At 74.0% G+C, this 15,174-nt stretch carries 12 protein-coding genes; 8 read left to right on the forward strand and 4 right to left on the reverse strand.

Annotated elements, in window-relative coordinates; all coding sequences use genetic code 11:
- Positions 1-18 precede the first annotated feature (18 nt).
- The 3 genes from ADL05_RS04705 to ADL05_RS04715 all read right to left on the reverse strand — a co-directional run bounded on the left by ADL05_RS04705 (position 19) and on the right by ADL05_RS04715 (position 4,049).
- Complete coding sequence (locus tag ADL05_RS04705) at positions 19-1,638, reverse strand: hypothetical protein (RefSeq protein WP_197285684.1); 1,620 nt, start codon at positions 1,636-1,638, stop codon at positions 19-21.
- The gene (locus ADL05_RS04710; RefSeq protein ID WP_082376107.1) at positions 1,635-2,630 is read right to left on the reverse strand and encodes an ABC transporter ATP-binding protein; all 996 of its coding nucleotides are present in this window, start codon (positions 2,628-2,630) and stop codon (positions 1,635-1,637) included. The genes ADL05_RS04705 and ADL05_RS04710 overlap by 4 nt, the downstream gene beginning before the upstream one ends.
- 87 nt (positions 2,631-2,717) lie before the next feature.
- Positions 2,718-4,049: an SAM-dependent methyltransferase gene (locus ADL05_RS04715; protein WP_053615628.1), complete on the reverse strand. Its 1,332-nt coding sequence runs from the start codon at positions 4,047-4,049 to the stop codon at positions 2,718-2,720.
- A 260-nt stretch (positions 4,050-4,309) separates the two neighbouring features.
- Between ADL05_RS04715 and groES the strand changes: the two genes are divergently transcribed.
- From groES to ADL05_RS04740, 5 genes are all read left to right on the forward strand, one after another.
- Positions 4,310-4,621 (forward strand): co-chaperone GroES, encoded by a 312-nt coding sequence (gene groES, locus ADL05_RS04720; protein ID WP_053615629.1) that lies wholly within the window; start codon positions 4,310-4,312, stop codon positions 4,619-4,621.
- Between the two features lie 147 nt (positions 4,622-4,768).
- A complete protein-coding gene (gene groL / locus ADL05_RS04725; RefSeq protein ID WP_053615630.1) occupies positions 4,769-6,376 on the forward strand; it encodes a chaperonin GroEL in 1,608 nt (535 codons plus the stop codon).
- Between the two features lie 353 nt (positions 6,377-6,729).
- Positions 6,730-7,371 (forward strand): sigma-70 family RNA polymerase sigma factor, encoded by a 642-nt coding sequence (locus tag ADL05_RS04730; protein ID WP_082376122.1) that lies wholly within the window; start codon positions 6,730-6,732, stop codon positions 7,369-7,371.
- Between the two features lie 251 nt (positions 7,372-7,622).
- Positions 7,623-9,113, forward strand: a complete 1,491-nt coding sequence (guaB, locus tag ADL05_RS04735; protein ID WP_053615632.1) for an IMP dehydrogenase — start codon at positions 7,623-7,625, stop codon at positions 9,111-9,113.
- Positions 9,114-9,120: 7 nt separating this feature from the next.
- Complete coding sequence (locus tag ADL05_RS04740) at positions 9,121-9,492, forward strand: hypothetical protein (RefSeq protein WP_053615633.1); 372 nt, start codon at positions 9,121-9,123, stop codon at positions 9,490-9,492.
- A 598-nt stretch (positions 9,493-10,090) separates the two neighbouring features.
- On the opposite strand, the gene ADL05_RS04745 is transcribed toward ADL05_RS04740, so the two are convergent.
- Positions 10,091-11,554, reverse strand: a complete 1,464-nt coding sequence (locus tag ADL05_RS04745; RefSeq protein WP_053615634.1) for a PLP-dependent aminotransferase family protein — start codon at positions 11,552-11,554, stop codon at positions 10,091-10,093.
- A 61-nt stretch (positions 11,555-11,615) separates the two neighbouring features.
- Here ADL05_RS04745 and ADL05_RS04750 point away from each other — a divergent pair, with 61 nt between their 5' ends.
- The 3 genes from ADL05_RS04750 to ADL05_RS04760 all read left to right on the forward strand — a co-directional run bounded on the left by ADL05_RS04750 (position 11,616) and on the right by ADL05_RS04760 (position 15,155).
- Positions 11,616-12,803 (forward strand): PLP-dependent aspartate aminotransferase family protein, encoded by a 1,188-nt coding sequence (locus tag ADL05_RS04750; RefSeq protein ID WP_053615635.1) that lies wholly within the window; start codon positions 11,616-11,618, stop codon positions 12,801-12,803.
- Positions 12,804-13,029: 226 nt separating this feature from the next.
- A complete protein-coding gene (locus ADL05_RS04755) occupies positions 13,030-14,136 on the forward strand; it encodes a GuaB3 family IMP dehydrogenase-related protein (RefSeq protein WP_053615636.1) in 1,107 nt (368 codons plus the stop codon).
- Between the two features lie 113 nt (positions 14,137-14,249).
- On the forward strand, positions 14,250-15,155 hold the full coding sequence (locus ADL05_RS04760) for a lytic transglycosylase domain-containing protein (RefSeq protein WP_053615637.1): 906 nt from the start codon (positions 14,250-14,252) through the stop codon (positions 15,153-15,155).
- Positions 15,156-15,174 lie beyond the last annotated feature (19 nt).

Below are 15,174 nucleotides of genomic sequence, written 5' to 3' on the forward strand. Positions count from 1 at the left end.
CCGGAGAGGGGCGGGGGGTCAGGCGGGGCGCGCGGCTCCGCGCGGGAGGTGCGGCCGTGAGCGGATGGCGGCCACCGCGCCCGCCGCTCCGAGGAGGCCCAGCGCCACCGCCGCGACCCACAGCGGGTGCGGGCCCGCGGGCTGCCCGTCGACCCGTGCCGCGCCGAGGAAGTCCAGTGGGGCGAAGCCGTTGACGACCAGGTACCACAGCAGTGGATAGAGGGCCTGGAACGGTCGCCCCACCCTGCTCACCACCCCCAGAGCGAACGCCAGGCTCGGCACGAACACCGCCCCCGCGGCCCAGGCGGCCGCGCCGGCGGAGTCCCCGGCCGCGAGCATGCGGAGCAGCGGCCCGGCGCCGGCGGCCGCCGTCAGGAGCACCCCCGCCGTCCACTCGGCCAGGAACCTCCCGGCCGGGCTCGGGTACGAGCCCAGGAGGTCGTCCAGCCCGAGGAGGCGGGACCGCGACCCCAACCGCGACCAGACCAGCAGCGGCCAGATCCACGCGACGAGGAGCACGGTGGGCGCCGAGGCGGCGGGCAGGGCGAGGGCCGCCACCGTGATCGCGGCGGCGACCCCCCACCACCAGCGGCCAAGCCCGCTCAGCAGCATCCGCAGCTCACCCGCGACCAGGCGGGGGAACACGCCCCAGGCGCTCCGGGGCGCGCGTCCCGGAGCCGGTGTTGGCGGTAGCCCCCGCCACGCCCGGGGAGCCGGGCCGGCGGCCGCGGCACGCGGTTCGGGGGCCGGCACCGGCGTGGTGGACGCCTTCGCGGCGCCGGTCCCCCGGGCGGGGTCGAACCGGTCGAACCACAGGACCGGCAGCAGCACGAGAGCGAGGGCGATCCCGACGATCAGCAGGCGGCTCGCCACCAGGTCGCCGGTGGGCGTCCAACCGGACCAGTCGAACGTCCGCAGCGGCTCGTCGACGTAGGTCAGTCCCAGGCTGAACCCGCCTCCGGCCGCGTCGATCCCCTGGGCACCGAGGGAGTCGCGGAAGGACTCGGCCACGTTCCCGACGCCCAGGCCTCCGAGCGGCGCCTGAGCGGACTGCCCGACGATCATCAGCGCCAGCGCGACCACCGACCAGACCACGTTGCCCACGCCGCCCCGCAGCAGCGGCGTCGCCTCGAACAGGACGGCCGCCGCCGCGGTCAGGACCATCAGGGGAAGGGCGAGCACCACGTACGGGGTCAGCAGTGCCACCGGGTCGACGTGCGGGGCCTCGCCGCGGACCAGCTGCATCACCACGGCCGTGGCCGCGACGACGCCCAGCATCGACACCAGCACCGCGACGTTGCCGCCGAACTTCGCCACCAGGTAGCCGGGCGTGCCCAGCCGGGTCGCGGCCAGCAGTTCCCCCACGCCCGTCCACCGGTCCCGGGCGACGGTGTTCCGCACCACGTAGAAGCCCGCGAGGGTCAACCACAGGGCGCTGGCCAGGGCCGTCACCATCCCGACGTAGGCGCTGTCGTACACGCCGCGGTATCCCGCGACGTCCACGACCGTCCAGTGGGAGCCGACGGCGGGGACCGCGAGGTAGCCGAGGCCCACGGTGGCCAGCAGGGCGACCAGGTAGGCCGGTACGCGCACGCGTTCGCGCAGGTCCCCCAGGACCAGGCGCCAGTAGCCCCTCACCACGACGGCCCCCTGAGCGCTGCCTGGAAGGGGGCCGCGGCGGGGCCGGTGCGGGACGGGGGGACGACGAGGAGGTAGAGGTCCTCCAGGTCGGGCGGCACGCTGACGGCGTCGGGCAGCGGACTGTGCCGGGACACCAGGCGGACCCGCACCCCGTCGCCGGTGCGCACCATGCGGCTCACCCGGTGGCGCGACTGGAGTCCGGCCGCCGCGTCGGCGGGCACGACCGCCTCCCACACCAGCCCCGCCGCCTCCCGGAGCAGGGAGTCCGGGGAGCCGTGCCGCAGGAGCCGGCCCGCCGCGACCACGGCGAGGTCGGTCGCCACGGACTCGACGTCGGAGACGATGTGCGTGGACAGCACGACGATCCGGTCCCGGGACAGCTCCGCGAGGAGGTTGCGGAACCGCGCCCGCTCCTCCGGGTCCAGGCCCGCGGTGGGCTCGTCGGCGATGAGCACACGCGGGTCGGCGAGCAGCGCCTGGGCGATCCCGACCCGGCGCAGCATGCCGCCCGAGTACCCGCCCAGGGGCCGTCTGACGGCGGAGGTGAGGTTGACCAGTTCGAGGAGGTCGTCGATCCGGGCCCGCGCGGTGCGTGCGGGAAGGCCCTTGGCCGCGGCGAGGTAGCCGAGGAACTCCCGGGAGGTCAGGTGCGGGTAGACGCCGAAGTCCTGGGGGAGGTAGCCCAACACGGCCCGCATCGCCTTCGGACGCGCGACGATGTCGGTGCCGTCCAGCAGCACCCGGCCCGCGGTCGGCCGGGTCACCGTGGCCATGACGCGCATCAGGGTGGACTTGCCCGCGCCGTTGGGCCCGAGGAGGCCGACCACCCCGGGGGTCAGCCGCAGGGTCAGGTCCTCGACCGCGGTGGTCCCGCCCCGGAAGGCCTTGGTCACGCCCTCCAGGTCCAGGACCGGTCCCCGGCCGCCTCCGGGTTCGGCCGGACCGGCTCCGGGCCCGGTCGGCGCGTGTTCCGTCGTTCGCTCCGTCATGGGTCCAGCCTGGCCGCGGAACGGGCCGCGCTCCATCGGGCACGGGCTACATCGAGGGGTGGGGGCGTCCCTACCCCCGGCGAGCCCTCACAGCCCTCCGGTGCCCGCGATCTCGCGGCACAGCAGGGACACGGGCCGCTCGCCGATCCGGGTGAGGACCACCGTGACCGACTCCGGGCCCGACGCCCGCAGGTCCCGGCGCAGTTTCTCGGTGTCCACCGCCGATCCCCGCTTCATGACCGTGACCGTTCCGGCGCCCCGCGCGCGCAGGGCCGACCGCAGGCGTTTGAGCGAGAACGGCATCACCTCGGTCACCTCCAGCACCCGCCACAGCGGCGAGAGCACCGCCCGGTCGGCCGTGAAGTAGGCGATCCGCTCGTCCAGCAGCGCGCCGTCCACCCGGGCCGCCGCCTCGGCGACCAGGTGGGAGCGCACCACGGCCGGATCCGGGTCGTACAGGTACCGCCGGGCCGGCGCCACGGGCGCGGCGCCCAGCCCGGGCTCCTCCACCAGCTGCCACCCGACGTCCGCCGGCGGGGGGCCCTGCGCGCCGGGCCGGGCCCCGTCCTCCGGCACGGGTCCGCGACCCGGTCCCCCCTGGGCCGCGCCCTTCCTCTCGCTCAGCACGGTCGCCCGGCGGCGCGGTCCCCGGGCCGCCGCGCCGAACCACAGCACCGTCTCCTTCAGCTCGCCGTCCACGGAGATCCACTCGGCGGACGCGCTCGGCGGGATCGCCTCGTGCGGCAGTCCGGGCGCGGCCTTCAGGCAGGCCGCCCCGGATCCCTCGGCCAGGCGTACGGCCACGTCCCACGGAGGGGAGTAGGCCGCCGGGTCGAACACCCGCCCGCGGCCTCCGCGCCGGGCCGGGTCGCAGAAGAGCAGCGGGTAGGCCCCCGGGGCGATCCCGGCGGCGTCGCCCTCGCGCACCCGTGCCAGGTGCTCCAGCCCCAGCGCGGCCACGTTGGCGCGCGCGACCGCCACGGTCAGGGGGTCGGCGTCCACGCCCTCGACCGGCACGCCCCGTTCGGCCAGCGCGAGCAGGTCCGCGCCCACGCCGCAGCACAGGTCGCCCGCCGCGGCCCCGTCGAGGACGGCGTCCGCGACCGCGGCCGTGCGCTCGGCGCGGTAGGCCGCCACGACGTGCCGTGTCGACTGCTCCAGGCCGTCCGGGGTGAAGTACATCCGCTCGGCGCGGTCCCCGAACTTGGCCCGTCCGCGCCTGCGCAGCAGAACCTGGTTCAGGGCCGCGTTGACCAGATCGGAAACGGGTAGGGCGGGATCGAGCGCCGCCAGCCGCGGGTCGCCGCGCAGCCGGGACGCCGCGGCCAGCCGGTCCGCGGCGGCCGCCTCCGGGTCCACGTCCGCCAGCAGCTCCGCCCCCGCGTCGGTGAGCAGGGCCTCGAAGGCGGGCAGGTGCATCGGACCTCCTGGAGTCGGGTGGTGCGGCGCCTGTCACCCTCCCCGGTGCCGCTTGGGGCGCGTGTCGCGAAGCCCGGCCGACCAGGCCCTCCCGCCACATTTCCATTCTGGCACTCGCAGGGGTAGAGTGCTAATCGCGACGAGGCCGGTCTGGCACCCGCGACGACAGGCCGCCGTGGTCGCCCCTTTTTCGCAGCCGGTCCGTGCGCCCGCGCGGGCCGATCTCAGGACATCGAAATTTTGAAGGGGGAGGTCACACCGTGTCGACCGCCACCAAGACCGTGCTGAAGCCGCTCGAGGACCGCGTCGTGGTCAAGACCCTGGAGGCCGAGCAGACCACGGCTTCCGGTCTGGTCATCCCGGACACCGCCAAGGAGAAGCCCCAGGAGGGCGAGATCCTGGCCGTCGGTCCCGGTCGCTGGGACGACGAGGGCGAGAACCGCATCCCGCTGGACGTGAACGTCGGCGACGTCGTCCTGTACAGCAAGTACGGCGGCACCGAGGTCAAGTACGACGGCGAGGAGTACCTGGTCCTCTCCGCCCGCGACATCCTCGCGGTCGTCGAGAAGTAGGCGGCTCCCCGCGCCCGCGGGGCACACCCACCTCGGCAAGGCCCGCCATCGCGGGCCAGGAGCCATGCGCGTCCCGCACCGGCCGGCACATCGCCGTGCGGGTGCGGGACGCACTTTTCCGACCACGGTCAAAGGAAGCACGCACACATGCCGAAGATCCTGGAGTTCGAGGACGACGCTCGCCGCGCCCTCGAGCGGGGCGTCGACCGTCTCGCCAACGCGGTGAAGGTCACGCTCGGCCCGCGCGGCCGCAACGTCGTCATCGACAAGAAGTTCGGTGCGCCCACCATCACGAACGACGGTGTGACCGTCGCCCGTGAGATCGAGCTGGACGAGCCCTACGAGAACCTGGGCGCCCAGCTGGTCAAGGAGGTCGCCACCAAGACCAACGACGCCGCGGGTGACGGCACCACCACCGCCACCGTCCTGGCCCAGGCGCTCGTGCGCGAGGGCCTGCGCAGCGTCGCCGCCGGCGCCTCGCCGATGTCCCTCAAGCGCGGCATCGACCTGGCCGCCGAGCGGGTCGCCGAGATCCTGCTGGAGCGCGCCCGCCCCGTCGAGGAGCGCGCGGACATCGCCTACGTGGCGACCAACTCCGCTCAGGACGAGCAGATCGGCGACCTCATCGCCGAGGCCTTCGACAAGGTCGGCAAGGACGGCGTCATCACGGTCGAGGAGTCCCCGACCTTCGACCTGTCGCTGGACTTCACCGAGGGCCTGCAGTTCGACAAGGGCTACGTCTCGCCCTACTTCGTCACCGACGCCGACCGCCAGGAGGCGGTGCTGGAGGACGCCCAGATCCTCATCAGCCAGGGCAAGATCGGGAACCTGAACGAGCTGCTCCCGCTGCTGGAGAAGGTCGTCCAGGAGACCAAGAAGCCGCTGCTGATCATCGCCGAGGACATCGAGGGCGACGCCCTGGGCGCCCTGGTGCTGAACAAGATGCGCGGCACGCTCAACGTCGCCGCGGTCAAGGCGCCCGGCTTCGGCGAGCGCCGCAAGGCCATGCTGCAGGACATCGCCGTCGTCACCGGTGGCCAGGTCATCTCCGAAGAGGTCGGCCTGACCCTGGAGAACGCCGGTGTGGAGGCCCTGGGCAGCGCCCGCCGCATCACCGTCACCAAGGACGCCACCACCATCGTGGACGGCAACGGTGAGCAGAGCGAGGTCGACGACCGCATCCGCCAGATCCGCAAGGAGATCGAGGCGAGCGACTCCGACTGGGACCGCGAGAAGCTCCAGGAGCGCCTGGCCAAGCTCGCGGGCGGCGTCTCGGTGCTGCGCGTGGGCGCGGCCACCGAGGTCGAGCTCAAGGAGAAGAAGCACCGCCTGGAGGACGCCATCTCGGCGACCCGTGCGGCCATCGAGGAGGGCATCGTCGCCGGTGGCGGCGCCTCCCTGGTGCACGCCTCCACGGCCCTGGGCGACCTGGGCCTGAAGGGCGACGAGGCGACCGGTGTGGCGATCGTCCGCCGCGCGCTGGTCGAGCCCGCCCGCTGGATCGCGGAGAACGCCGGTGCCCAGGGCTACGTGGTGACCCACCGCGTGTCCGAGATGGAGGTCGGCCACGGCTACAACGCCGCGACCGGCGTCTACGGCGACCTGACCGCCGAGGGCATCATCGACCCCGTCAAGGTGTCGCGCTCCGCCGTCCAGAACGCCGCGTCCATCGCGGGCATGCTGCTGACCACCGAGGTGCTGGTCGCGGACAAGCCCGAGGACGAGGCCGACGACGGCCACGGGCACGGCCACTAGATCCCGGTCGTGACGACCGCGCCGAGGCGCGGTCACGGGTCCGGTACGGGGGCGGGGCGCACGCGCGTCCGGCCCCCGTCGCCGCCCGCCACCGGCCCGGTGCCGCGGATCGGGGGCGCCGGCCCCCCAGCGGATGGCCTTGGACCGGGGCTCCCGTCACGTGCGGCGGGCGGCCTTGGACCGGGGCTTCCGCCACGTGCGGCGGGCGCCGTCCGGACGGCGCCTTCTATCACGGGTTTCATGGGATTCCTCGCTTTGACTGGGTCGTTTTCTGGTGAATTTTCCAAAACGTGACCATTCCGTAGTTGGCGATTGGGGCGGTTGGGTCCCCCGGTGCGGGCATCATTCGTAACGTGACGGATGCAGGCGCCCGGGGGGGCGTTACCGCGCAGCGGCCAGGGACGCACGGGGAGCCGGACTCCACTGCGCGTGACTCGGGGTTGAACCATCTCGGCTCGCTCGCGGTTCGAGGGGACGACGGAGCCATGGACTCGCTCCTGCGGGAGGTCCGGCCCATGGTCGTCCGGTACTGTCGCGCACGGCTGGCCCGGGTCTCCGGGCTCGCGCACTACTCCGACGACGTCGCCCAGGAAGTGTGCATCGCGCTGCTCACGGCGATACCGCGCTACCAGGACCGGGGGCGCCCCTTCGCCTCCTTCGTCTTCGGGATCGCCGCCCACAAGGTCGCCGACACCCTGCGTGTGGCGGGCCGGGTGGAGACGGTGCCCACGGAGTCCGTGCCCGAGCGGGCCGACGACGGCCCCGGGCCCGAGGAGTCGGCGGTGCGCGGCATCGAGGCCCAGCGCGCCAGAGAACTCCTCGACGAACTGCCGGAACAGCAACGCAGACTCCTGATCATGCGAGTGATCGCGGGTCTGACAGCGGATGAGACGGGACATGTACTTGGAATGTCGGCGGGTGCGGTACGGGTTGCCCAGCACCGAGCTATTGCTCGGCTTCGGCAGGTGGCCGTGGCGAACCGCCTCTTCACCTGAGCACGCCGGCCGCGACCGCGGGCGCCGTGTGTGCCCGCGGCGTCCCTCCGCCCGGGCTCGGGGCTACTGCCGCTACCACCACCCCGTCGGACCGAGCGACCCCGATCTCAAACTGTGAGACAGCTCACTTTTCGGCCCGGTGACCGTTCCAACAGGCCGTTCCTCGTGGGGCGGCCGTCGCCACGCCCTAGGATGAGGTGACACGCGGGGGCGAATCCGCGCAGGTGTGCCGGAACAGCGGAGGTTGTGTCATGGTCCAGGAGTACAGCGACTACGGGGACAAGCTGCTCCCGCCCGGGCTGACCTACGACGACGTCCTGCTCGTCCCGGCCTACTCCGATCTCCAGCCCGGCGAGGTGGACACCGCCACCCGGCTGTCCCGCAACATCTCCCTGCGCATCCCGCTGCTGTCCGCGGCGATGGACACCGTCACCGAGGCCCGGATGGCCGTGGCCATGGCGCGCAACGGCGGCGCGGGCGTGCTGCACCGCAACCTCTCCGCGCAGGAGCAGGCCGCCCAGATCGACCTCGTCAAGCGCTCCGAGGCGGGCATGGTCACCGACCCGGTCACCTGTCAGCCCGAGGACGACCTCGCCGAGGTCGAGCGCCTGTGCTCCCACTACCGCATCTCCGGCGTTCCGGTCACCGACGCCCAGGGCCGTCTGGTCGGCATCGTCACCAACCGCGACATGCGCTTCGAGCAGGACCGCACCCGCCTGGTCCGCGACGTCATGACCACCGAGAACCTGGTCACCGCGCCGGTCGGGGTCAGCCGCGAGCGGGCCTTCGAGCTGCTGCGCGAGCACAAGGTCGAGAAGCTGCCCCTCATCGACGGCGACCGCCGCCTGCGCGGGCTCATCACCGTCAAGGACTTCATCAAGAGCGAGCAGTTCCCCGACGCCACCAAGGACGCCGACGGCCGCCTCGTGGTCGGCGGGGCCGTGGGCGTGGGCTCCGAGGCCGAGGAGCGCGCCAAGCTGCTGGTCGAGGCCGGGGTCGACTTCCTCGTCGTGGACACCGCGCACGGGCACTCGGCCGGCCTGGCCGACATGATCGCCAAACTCAAGGCCAACTCCCGTGCCGACGTCGTCGCGGGCAACGTCGCCACCCGCGCCGGCGCGCAGCTGCTCGTCGACGCCGGTGCCGACGCCGTGAAGGTCGGCGTGGGGCCGGGCTCCATCTGCACCACCCGCGTGGTCGCCGGAGTGGGCGCCCCGCAGCTCACCGCCATCCTGGAGGCGAGCAAGGCGTGCGGTCCGGCGGGCGTGCCGCTCATCGCCGACGGCGGCTTGCAGTACTCCGGCGAGATCGCCAAGGCCATCGTCGCCGGAGCCAGCACCGTCATGCTCGGCAGCCTGCTGGCGGGCGTCGAGGAGAGCCCCGGCGAGCTGATCTTCATCAACGGCAAGCAGTTCAAGGCCTACCGCGGCATGGGTTCGCTGGGCGCCATGCGCGGCCGCTCCTACTCCAAGGACCGCTACGCGCAGGCCGACGTCTCCGCCGAGGACAAGCTCGTCCCCGAGGGCATCGAGGGCCAGGTGCCCTTCCGCGGGCCGCTCTCCGCGGTCGCCCACCAGCTCGTCGGCGGCCTGCACCAGTCCATGTGGTACGCCGGTGCGCGCACCGTGGCCGACCTGCGCGAGCGCGGCCAGCTGATGCGCATCACCAGCGCGGGCCTGCGGGAGAGCCACCCGCACGACATCACGATGACCGTCGAGGCGCCCAACTACAACGCCCGTTAGGCCGCGGATGCGCTACGAGAACCCCGCCCCGCTGCCCCACGGCGAGGTGGTCGCGGAGCTGGAACGGGCACTGGCCGACCCCTCGTGGGAGCTCTCCGCCGCGAGTGCGCTGGTCGGGTCGGCGCTGTACGACGATGACCAGGAGTTCGTCGAGCGCTGCTGCGCCCTGGTCGCCGATCGCGCCGAGAGCGGGAATCAGCTGCTCGGGCTCGCCGGACTCTGCCTCGGGCACACCGCGCGGCGCTTCGGGGACCTCAGTGCTCCTTCGGTCGCGCTGGCCGAGTCCCTGGCCGCGCGGGCGGAGGCCGACCCGTCCGACGTGGACGGTCGTGCCCTCGACGGACTGGAGGACATCAGGGGTGCGCTCGGGCGCCCCTGAGACGGGGCCTTCGCGCCTTCCGGTGTGCCCGCTCGTTCCTCGCGGACCCACCTCCAGGCCCTCCAGGACCCGTCGGCGCCCTCGCTGTGCTTTCTTCGGGCCTCCGCTCGTTCCTCGCTTTGGCCCGGGGGTTCGGGGCGCTTCACGCCGGGTCCTTCGTCGTCGCTACTGCCTGTCCCGCCCGTCGCCCGCCACCACCCTCAACGGACGGCCTGCGGCCGCAGGCCTGCCCCAGGCTCGCTGGCGGCAGAGACTCCTCCTGCAGGCACCGGCGCGCCCCTCACACCTGTGCTTTCTTTGGGCCGCCGCTCGTTCCTCGCTTTGGCCCGGGGGTTCGGGGCGCTTCACGCCGGGGCCTTCGTCGTCGCTACTGCCTTGCTCGTTCCTCGCTGGCGGCAGAGACTCCTCCTGCAGGCACCGGCGCGCCCCTCACACCTGTGCTTTCTTTGGGCCGCCGCTCGTTCCTCGCTTTGGCCCGACCAACCCCCAGTGGTTCCCGCGAGCGGGACGGCTGGCCTTGAACCCCTGGGTCCCGGTGAGCGGGACGGCTGGCCTTGAATCCCCTCGGGACGGGGCCCTCGCCCCGAGGGTTCCGGGCTCAGACGGCGAGGGCGCCCAGCGGGGGTGCGGGCGGGGTGTCCGTGCGGCGGTAGTGCTCCCAGGCGCGCGCGATGCGGTCGACGGCTTCGGCCAGCGTCTCGGACGAGGCGAGGAACGGCAGCCGCAACCGGTCCGTGCCGCCGCCTCCTGCGCACAGGCTGTCACCGGGCAGCAGGGCGGCTCCGTGGCGGAGCGCCACCTGGGCGAAGGACGCCGAGTCGCCGTGCGGCAGGCGCACCCACAGGGTCTGGCCACCGGAGACCGGTGCGAACTCCCAGTCGGGCAGGCGCCGCCGGAGCTCGGCCGCGAGCCGGTCGTGCCGGCGGCGCAGTTCCGCGCCGCGCCGCCGCGTGACGGGCCCCAGGTCGCGCAGGAGGTGGGCGGCGGCCAGCTGTGACAGCACGTCGCCGCCCAGGTCGGTGAGGGTCTTCGTGCGGCGCAGGCGCTCCAGGGCCGGGCGCCGGGCCCGGATCCAGCCGATCCGCAACCCGCCCCACACCAGTTTGCTCAACGAACCCACGGTCACCACGTCCTCGCCGCCGGGGAAGGACGCCAGCGGTGCCGGGACCCGGCCGTCGAAGCCCAGGTGGGCCATGGTCTCGTCGTCCACCACCAGCCCGCCGTGCTCTCCGGCCGCCGCCGCGACCCGGCGTCGCAGCAGCGGGGGGAGGACCGTGCCGGTCGGGTTGTGGAACGAGGGCACCAGGTAGGTGAGCGCGGGGACGTCGGCCATCGCCGCCAGCAGTGCGGGCACGTCGATCCCCTCCGGACCGGTGTCGACGGCGCGCACGTCCGCGGCGGCCTCCCCGAACAGCGCCAGCGCCCCCGGGTAGGTGGGCCGCTCCACCAGGACCGTGTCCCCGGCCGACACGTGGCAGCGCACCAGCAGGTCCAGCGCCTGCTGGGCGCCGTTGGTGACGAGAACCTCGTCCGGAGAGGTGGGCAGCCCCCGCTCGGTGAAGCGCTCCGCGATGACGGCGCGCAGTTCGAGCAGGCCCGCGGGGTGGTAGCCGATGTCGTTGGCGAGCATGTCCACCCGTGCCGCCGCCTCCCGGTAGGCCGCGCGGAGTTCGGGGGGCGGGGCGTCCGGCGCGGCGCAGGTGAGCGTGAGCGTCCCGGCGGTGGGCTCGAACATGCTGAGGAACAGCGACCCGTCGTGCGTGCGCCGGATCGGTCCGGGCGAGGGGTCGGGGCCGGGGGCCACGCGGGTGCCGCTGCCGCGTCGGCGGACCAGGCGGCGTTCCTCGCTGAGCAGGTCGTAGGCGGCCACGACCGTGCCGCGCCCCACGCTGAGCCGGGCGGCCAGCCGGCGTTCGGCGGGCAGGCCGGCTCCGGGCGCCAGCACCCCCTCGTCGGCGAGCGCGCGCAGCCGGGCCGCCAGGAGGCGGTAGAGCGGTCCGCGTCCGGCCGCCCAGCGGCCGAGCAGGGCGGTCAGCTCGTCGGAAGAGATTGGCTCGCTCATGGATCCAATTCTGCCCGATTGGCTCTGCCGCCGGCGTGGCGGGGCGGTCAGAGTGGGAGACATGGCACCTCACATCCACACCCGTACCGTGCACCGACCCGTGGAACCGGTGGAGGGCAGCACTCCGCTGGGCACGCCCCTCTACCAGTCGCACACGTTCGCCTTCACCGACACCGACGCCATGGCCGCCTCCTTCGAGGGTCCGGGCTCGCCCTACGTGTACGCCCGCTACGGCAACCCGACCGTGGCCGCCCTGGAGGCCGCCGTGGCGGACCTGGAAGGGGGAGCGGGCGCGATCGCCTCCGGCTCGGGCATGGGCGCGATCACCTCCACCCTCTGGGCGCTGCTGGGCTCCGGAGGGCGGGTGGTGGCCCAGGACCGGCTCTACGGCGGCACCCAGAGCCTGCTCGACGACCTGCGCGGGCGGTGGGGCGTGGACGTCGTCCGGGTCGACGCCGACGACCTGGACGGCGTCCGCGCCGCGCTCACCCCCGGCACCGACGTGCTGCTGCTGGAGACCATCGCCAACCCCACCGGCCGGGTCGCCGACCTGCCCGTGCTCACCGCGCTGGCCCGGGAGGCCGGTGCCGCGACCGTCGTGGACAACACCTTCGCCACGCCGCTGCTCTGCCGCCCCATCGAACACGGCGCCGACGTCGTCGTGCACTCCGCGACGAAGTACATGGGCGGCCACTCCGACACCATCGGCGGCGTCGCCGTGTTCGCCGACCCGGGGGCGCTGGACGCGGTCCGCGCGCGCACCGCCGAGTTCGGCGCGGTGCTGGACCCCTTCGCCGCCTGGCTGATCAGCCGCGGGCTCAGCACGCTCGCGGTGCGGGTCTCGCGCCAGTGCGCCAACGCCCAGGTGCTCGCCGAGCGCCTGAACGCCCATCCGGCGGTCACGGCCGTGCACTACCCCGGGCTGCCGGACGCCCCCGGGCACGCGACCGCCCGGCGGATCCTGGACGGCGGCTTCGGCGGCGTGCTGGCCTTCGAGCTGGCGGGCGGTCTGGCGGCGGGCCGCGGGTTCGCCGCCGCGGTGGAGCTGGCCGCGCTCGCGCCCTCCCTGGGCGACGTGCGCACCCTGGTCATGCACCCGGCGAGCACGTCGCACCGCGCGATGGACGCCGAGGGACTGGCCCGGGCCGGGATCGCCGAGGGGCTCATCCGGGTCAGCGCCGGGATCGAGGACGTCGAGGACCTGTGGGCCGACCTGGAGCAGGCCGTCGGAGCGGCGGCCGGGGCGTAGGCGCCCGACCGTCCCGGTACGGCGGAGGTCCCTGCCCCGGAGTACATGCGCGACGCCCGCGCGGGGCGGTCCCCTGGCGGGTTCGGCCGCCCGTGCCGGGTCCGCAGCACGGTCGGAGCGGGGCAAACCCAGCTCAACCCGCGGGCCGATAGACTCTCGGCTGCAGGAAACACGCCGGTTGACCGACCGGCGTCGCACGTCAGAGGGGACCGAAGCGTTGGCACAGGTGGAGATCGGGTTGGGCAAGAACGGGCGTCGTGCCTACGAGCTCGACGAGATCGGGATCGTGCCGGCGCGCCGCACGCGTGACCCGGAGGAGGTGTCCATCGCCTGGCAGATCGACGCCTACCGGTTCGAGACGCCCCTGGTGGTCAGCCCCATGGACAGCGTCGCGTCGCCCGAGACGGTCGTGGCCGTCGGTCGCCAGGGCGGCCTCGGCGTCCTGGACCTGGAGGGGCTGTGGACCCGCTACGAGGACCCCGCGCCGCTGCTGGCGGAGATCCGTGAGCTGGACGACGTCGCCGCCACCCAGCGGCTCCAGGAGATCTACGCGGCGCCGATCCAGGAGGAGCTGATCGGCCGCCGGATCGAGGAGATCCGCGACGCCGGGCTGGTGACCGCCGCGCGGCTGTCGCCGCAGCGCACCGCGCAGTACCACAAGGCCGTCGTCGACGCCGGGGTGGACATCTTCGTCATCCGGGGCACCACGGTGTCGGCCGAGCACGTGTCGGGCCGCGCCGAGCCGCTCAACCTCAAGCAGTTCATCTACGACCTCGACGTCCCCGTCGTCGTCGGCGGCTGCGCCACCTACACCGCGGCCCTGCACCTGATGCGCACCGGCGCGGCCGGCGTGCTCGTCGGGTTCGGCGGCGGCTCGGGGCACACCACCCGCTCGGTCCTGGGCGTGGCGGTGCCCATGGCGAGCGCGATCGGCGACGTGGCCGCGGCCCGCCGCGACTACCTCGACGAGTCGGGCGGCCGGTACGTGCACGTCATCGCCGACGGCGGCATGACCGGCAGCGGCGACATCGCCAAGGCGCTGGCCTGCGGCGCGGACGCCGTCATGGTGGGCTCCCCGCTGGCGCGCGCCACCGAGGCGCCCGGCGGCGGCTACCACTGGGGCGCCGAGGCGCACCACAGCGAGCTGCCGCGCGGAGAGCGGGTCAACGTCGGCACGATCGGCGACCTGCAGTCGATCCTGCACGGCCCGGCCTCCACGAGCGACGGGTCCATGAACCTCATGGGCGCCCTGCGCCGCACCATGGCCACGTCCGGCTACACCGACCTCAAGGAGTTCCAGCGGGTCGAGGTCGTGGTCAACCCGCACCGCTGACCCCGCAGTGTCGAAGGGGCGTCCCGCAGGAGGGACGCCCCTTTTACGTGTCCGTCGCGTACTTTGGTCTCGCATGGTCCGCAGTTGACGAACACGTGAAGGAGGGCGGGGCGATGGGTAAGCGTCGGGCTCCCCGTACCGACCGGCCCCGCGGCCGCGGTCCCCTGGTGGCGGCGTGCGCGGCCCTGGCCGTGTGCCTGCTGGTCACCGGCGGCCTCGTCTACGTGGCCAACCGGATCTCCGCCGCTCTGGACGCCTGGTCGGGGCCCTCCGCCGCCGACGGGCGCGTGCCCGAGGACGGGTCGATCGAGACCCCGCCGCACGACGGGCTCACCGCGCCGCCGAGCACGTCCGAGGTCACCCCCGACGAAGGGTCGGGGAGCGAGCGGGGCGAGGCGGCGGCCGGCGCGGGCACCGGCACCGGCACCGGGGCCGACGAGCAGCAGACCCCGGCGTCCGCCCCGCGGCCCAGCGGCGACTGGCTCGACGAGGTGGCGGAGTCCACCACCATCCCGCGCCGCGCGCTGGAGGGGTACGCCAGCGCCCAGCTGGTCCTGGCCGAGGAAGAGCCCTCCTGCCGCCTGTCCTGGCCGACCCTGGCGGGCATCGGCTACGTGGAGACCAAGCACGGCACCCACGGCGGGGGCGAGATCGGGTCGGACGGACTGACGACCATCGACATCATCGGCATCCCGCTGGACGGCACGAACAACACCCGGGCGATTCCCGACACCGACGGCGGGCGCTACGACGACGACACCGAGTGGGACCGCGCGGTGGGCCCGATGCAGTTCATCCCCAGTACGTGGGAGCGCTGGGGAACCTCCCTGGAGGGCGGCGACCCCGACCCGCGCAGCATCGACGACGCCGCGCTCTCGGCCGGACGGTACCTGTGCGGGGGCGGGCGCGACCTCACCTCGGCGCGGGACTGGGAGTCGGCGATCCTCACCTACAACAGCTCCCGGACCTACCTCGACGACGTGCTCGCCTACGCGCACGCCTACGCCGACGCCTCCTGAGGGGCGCCGCGGACCCGGA

The sequence above is a fragment of the Nocardiopsis sp. NRRL B-16309 genome (assembly GCF_001279585.1).
Taxonomy (GTDB): domain Bacteria; phylum Actinomycetota; class Actinomycetes; order Streptosporangiales; family Streptosporangiaceae; genus Nocardiopsis.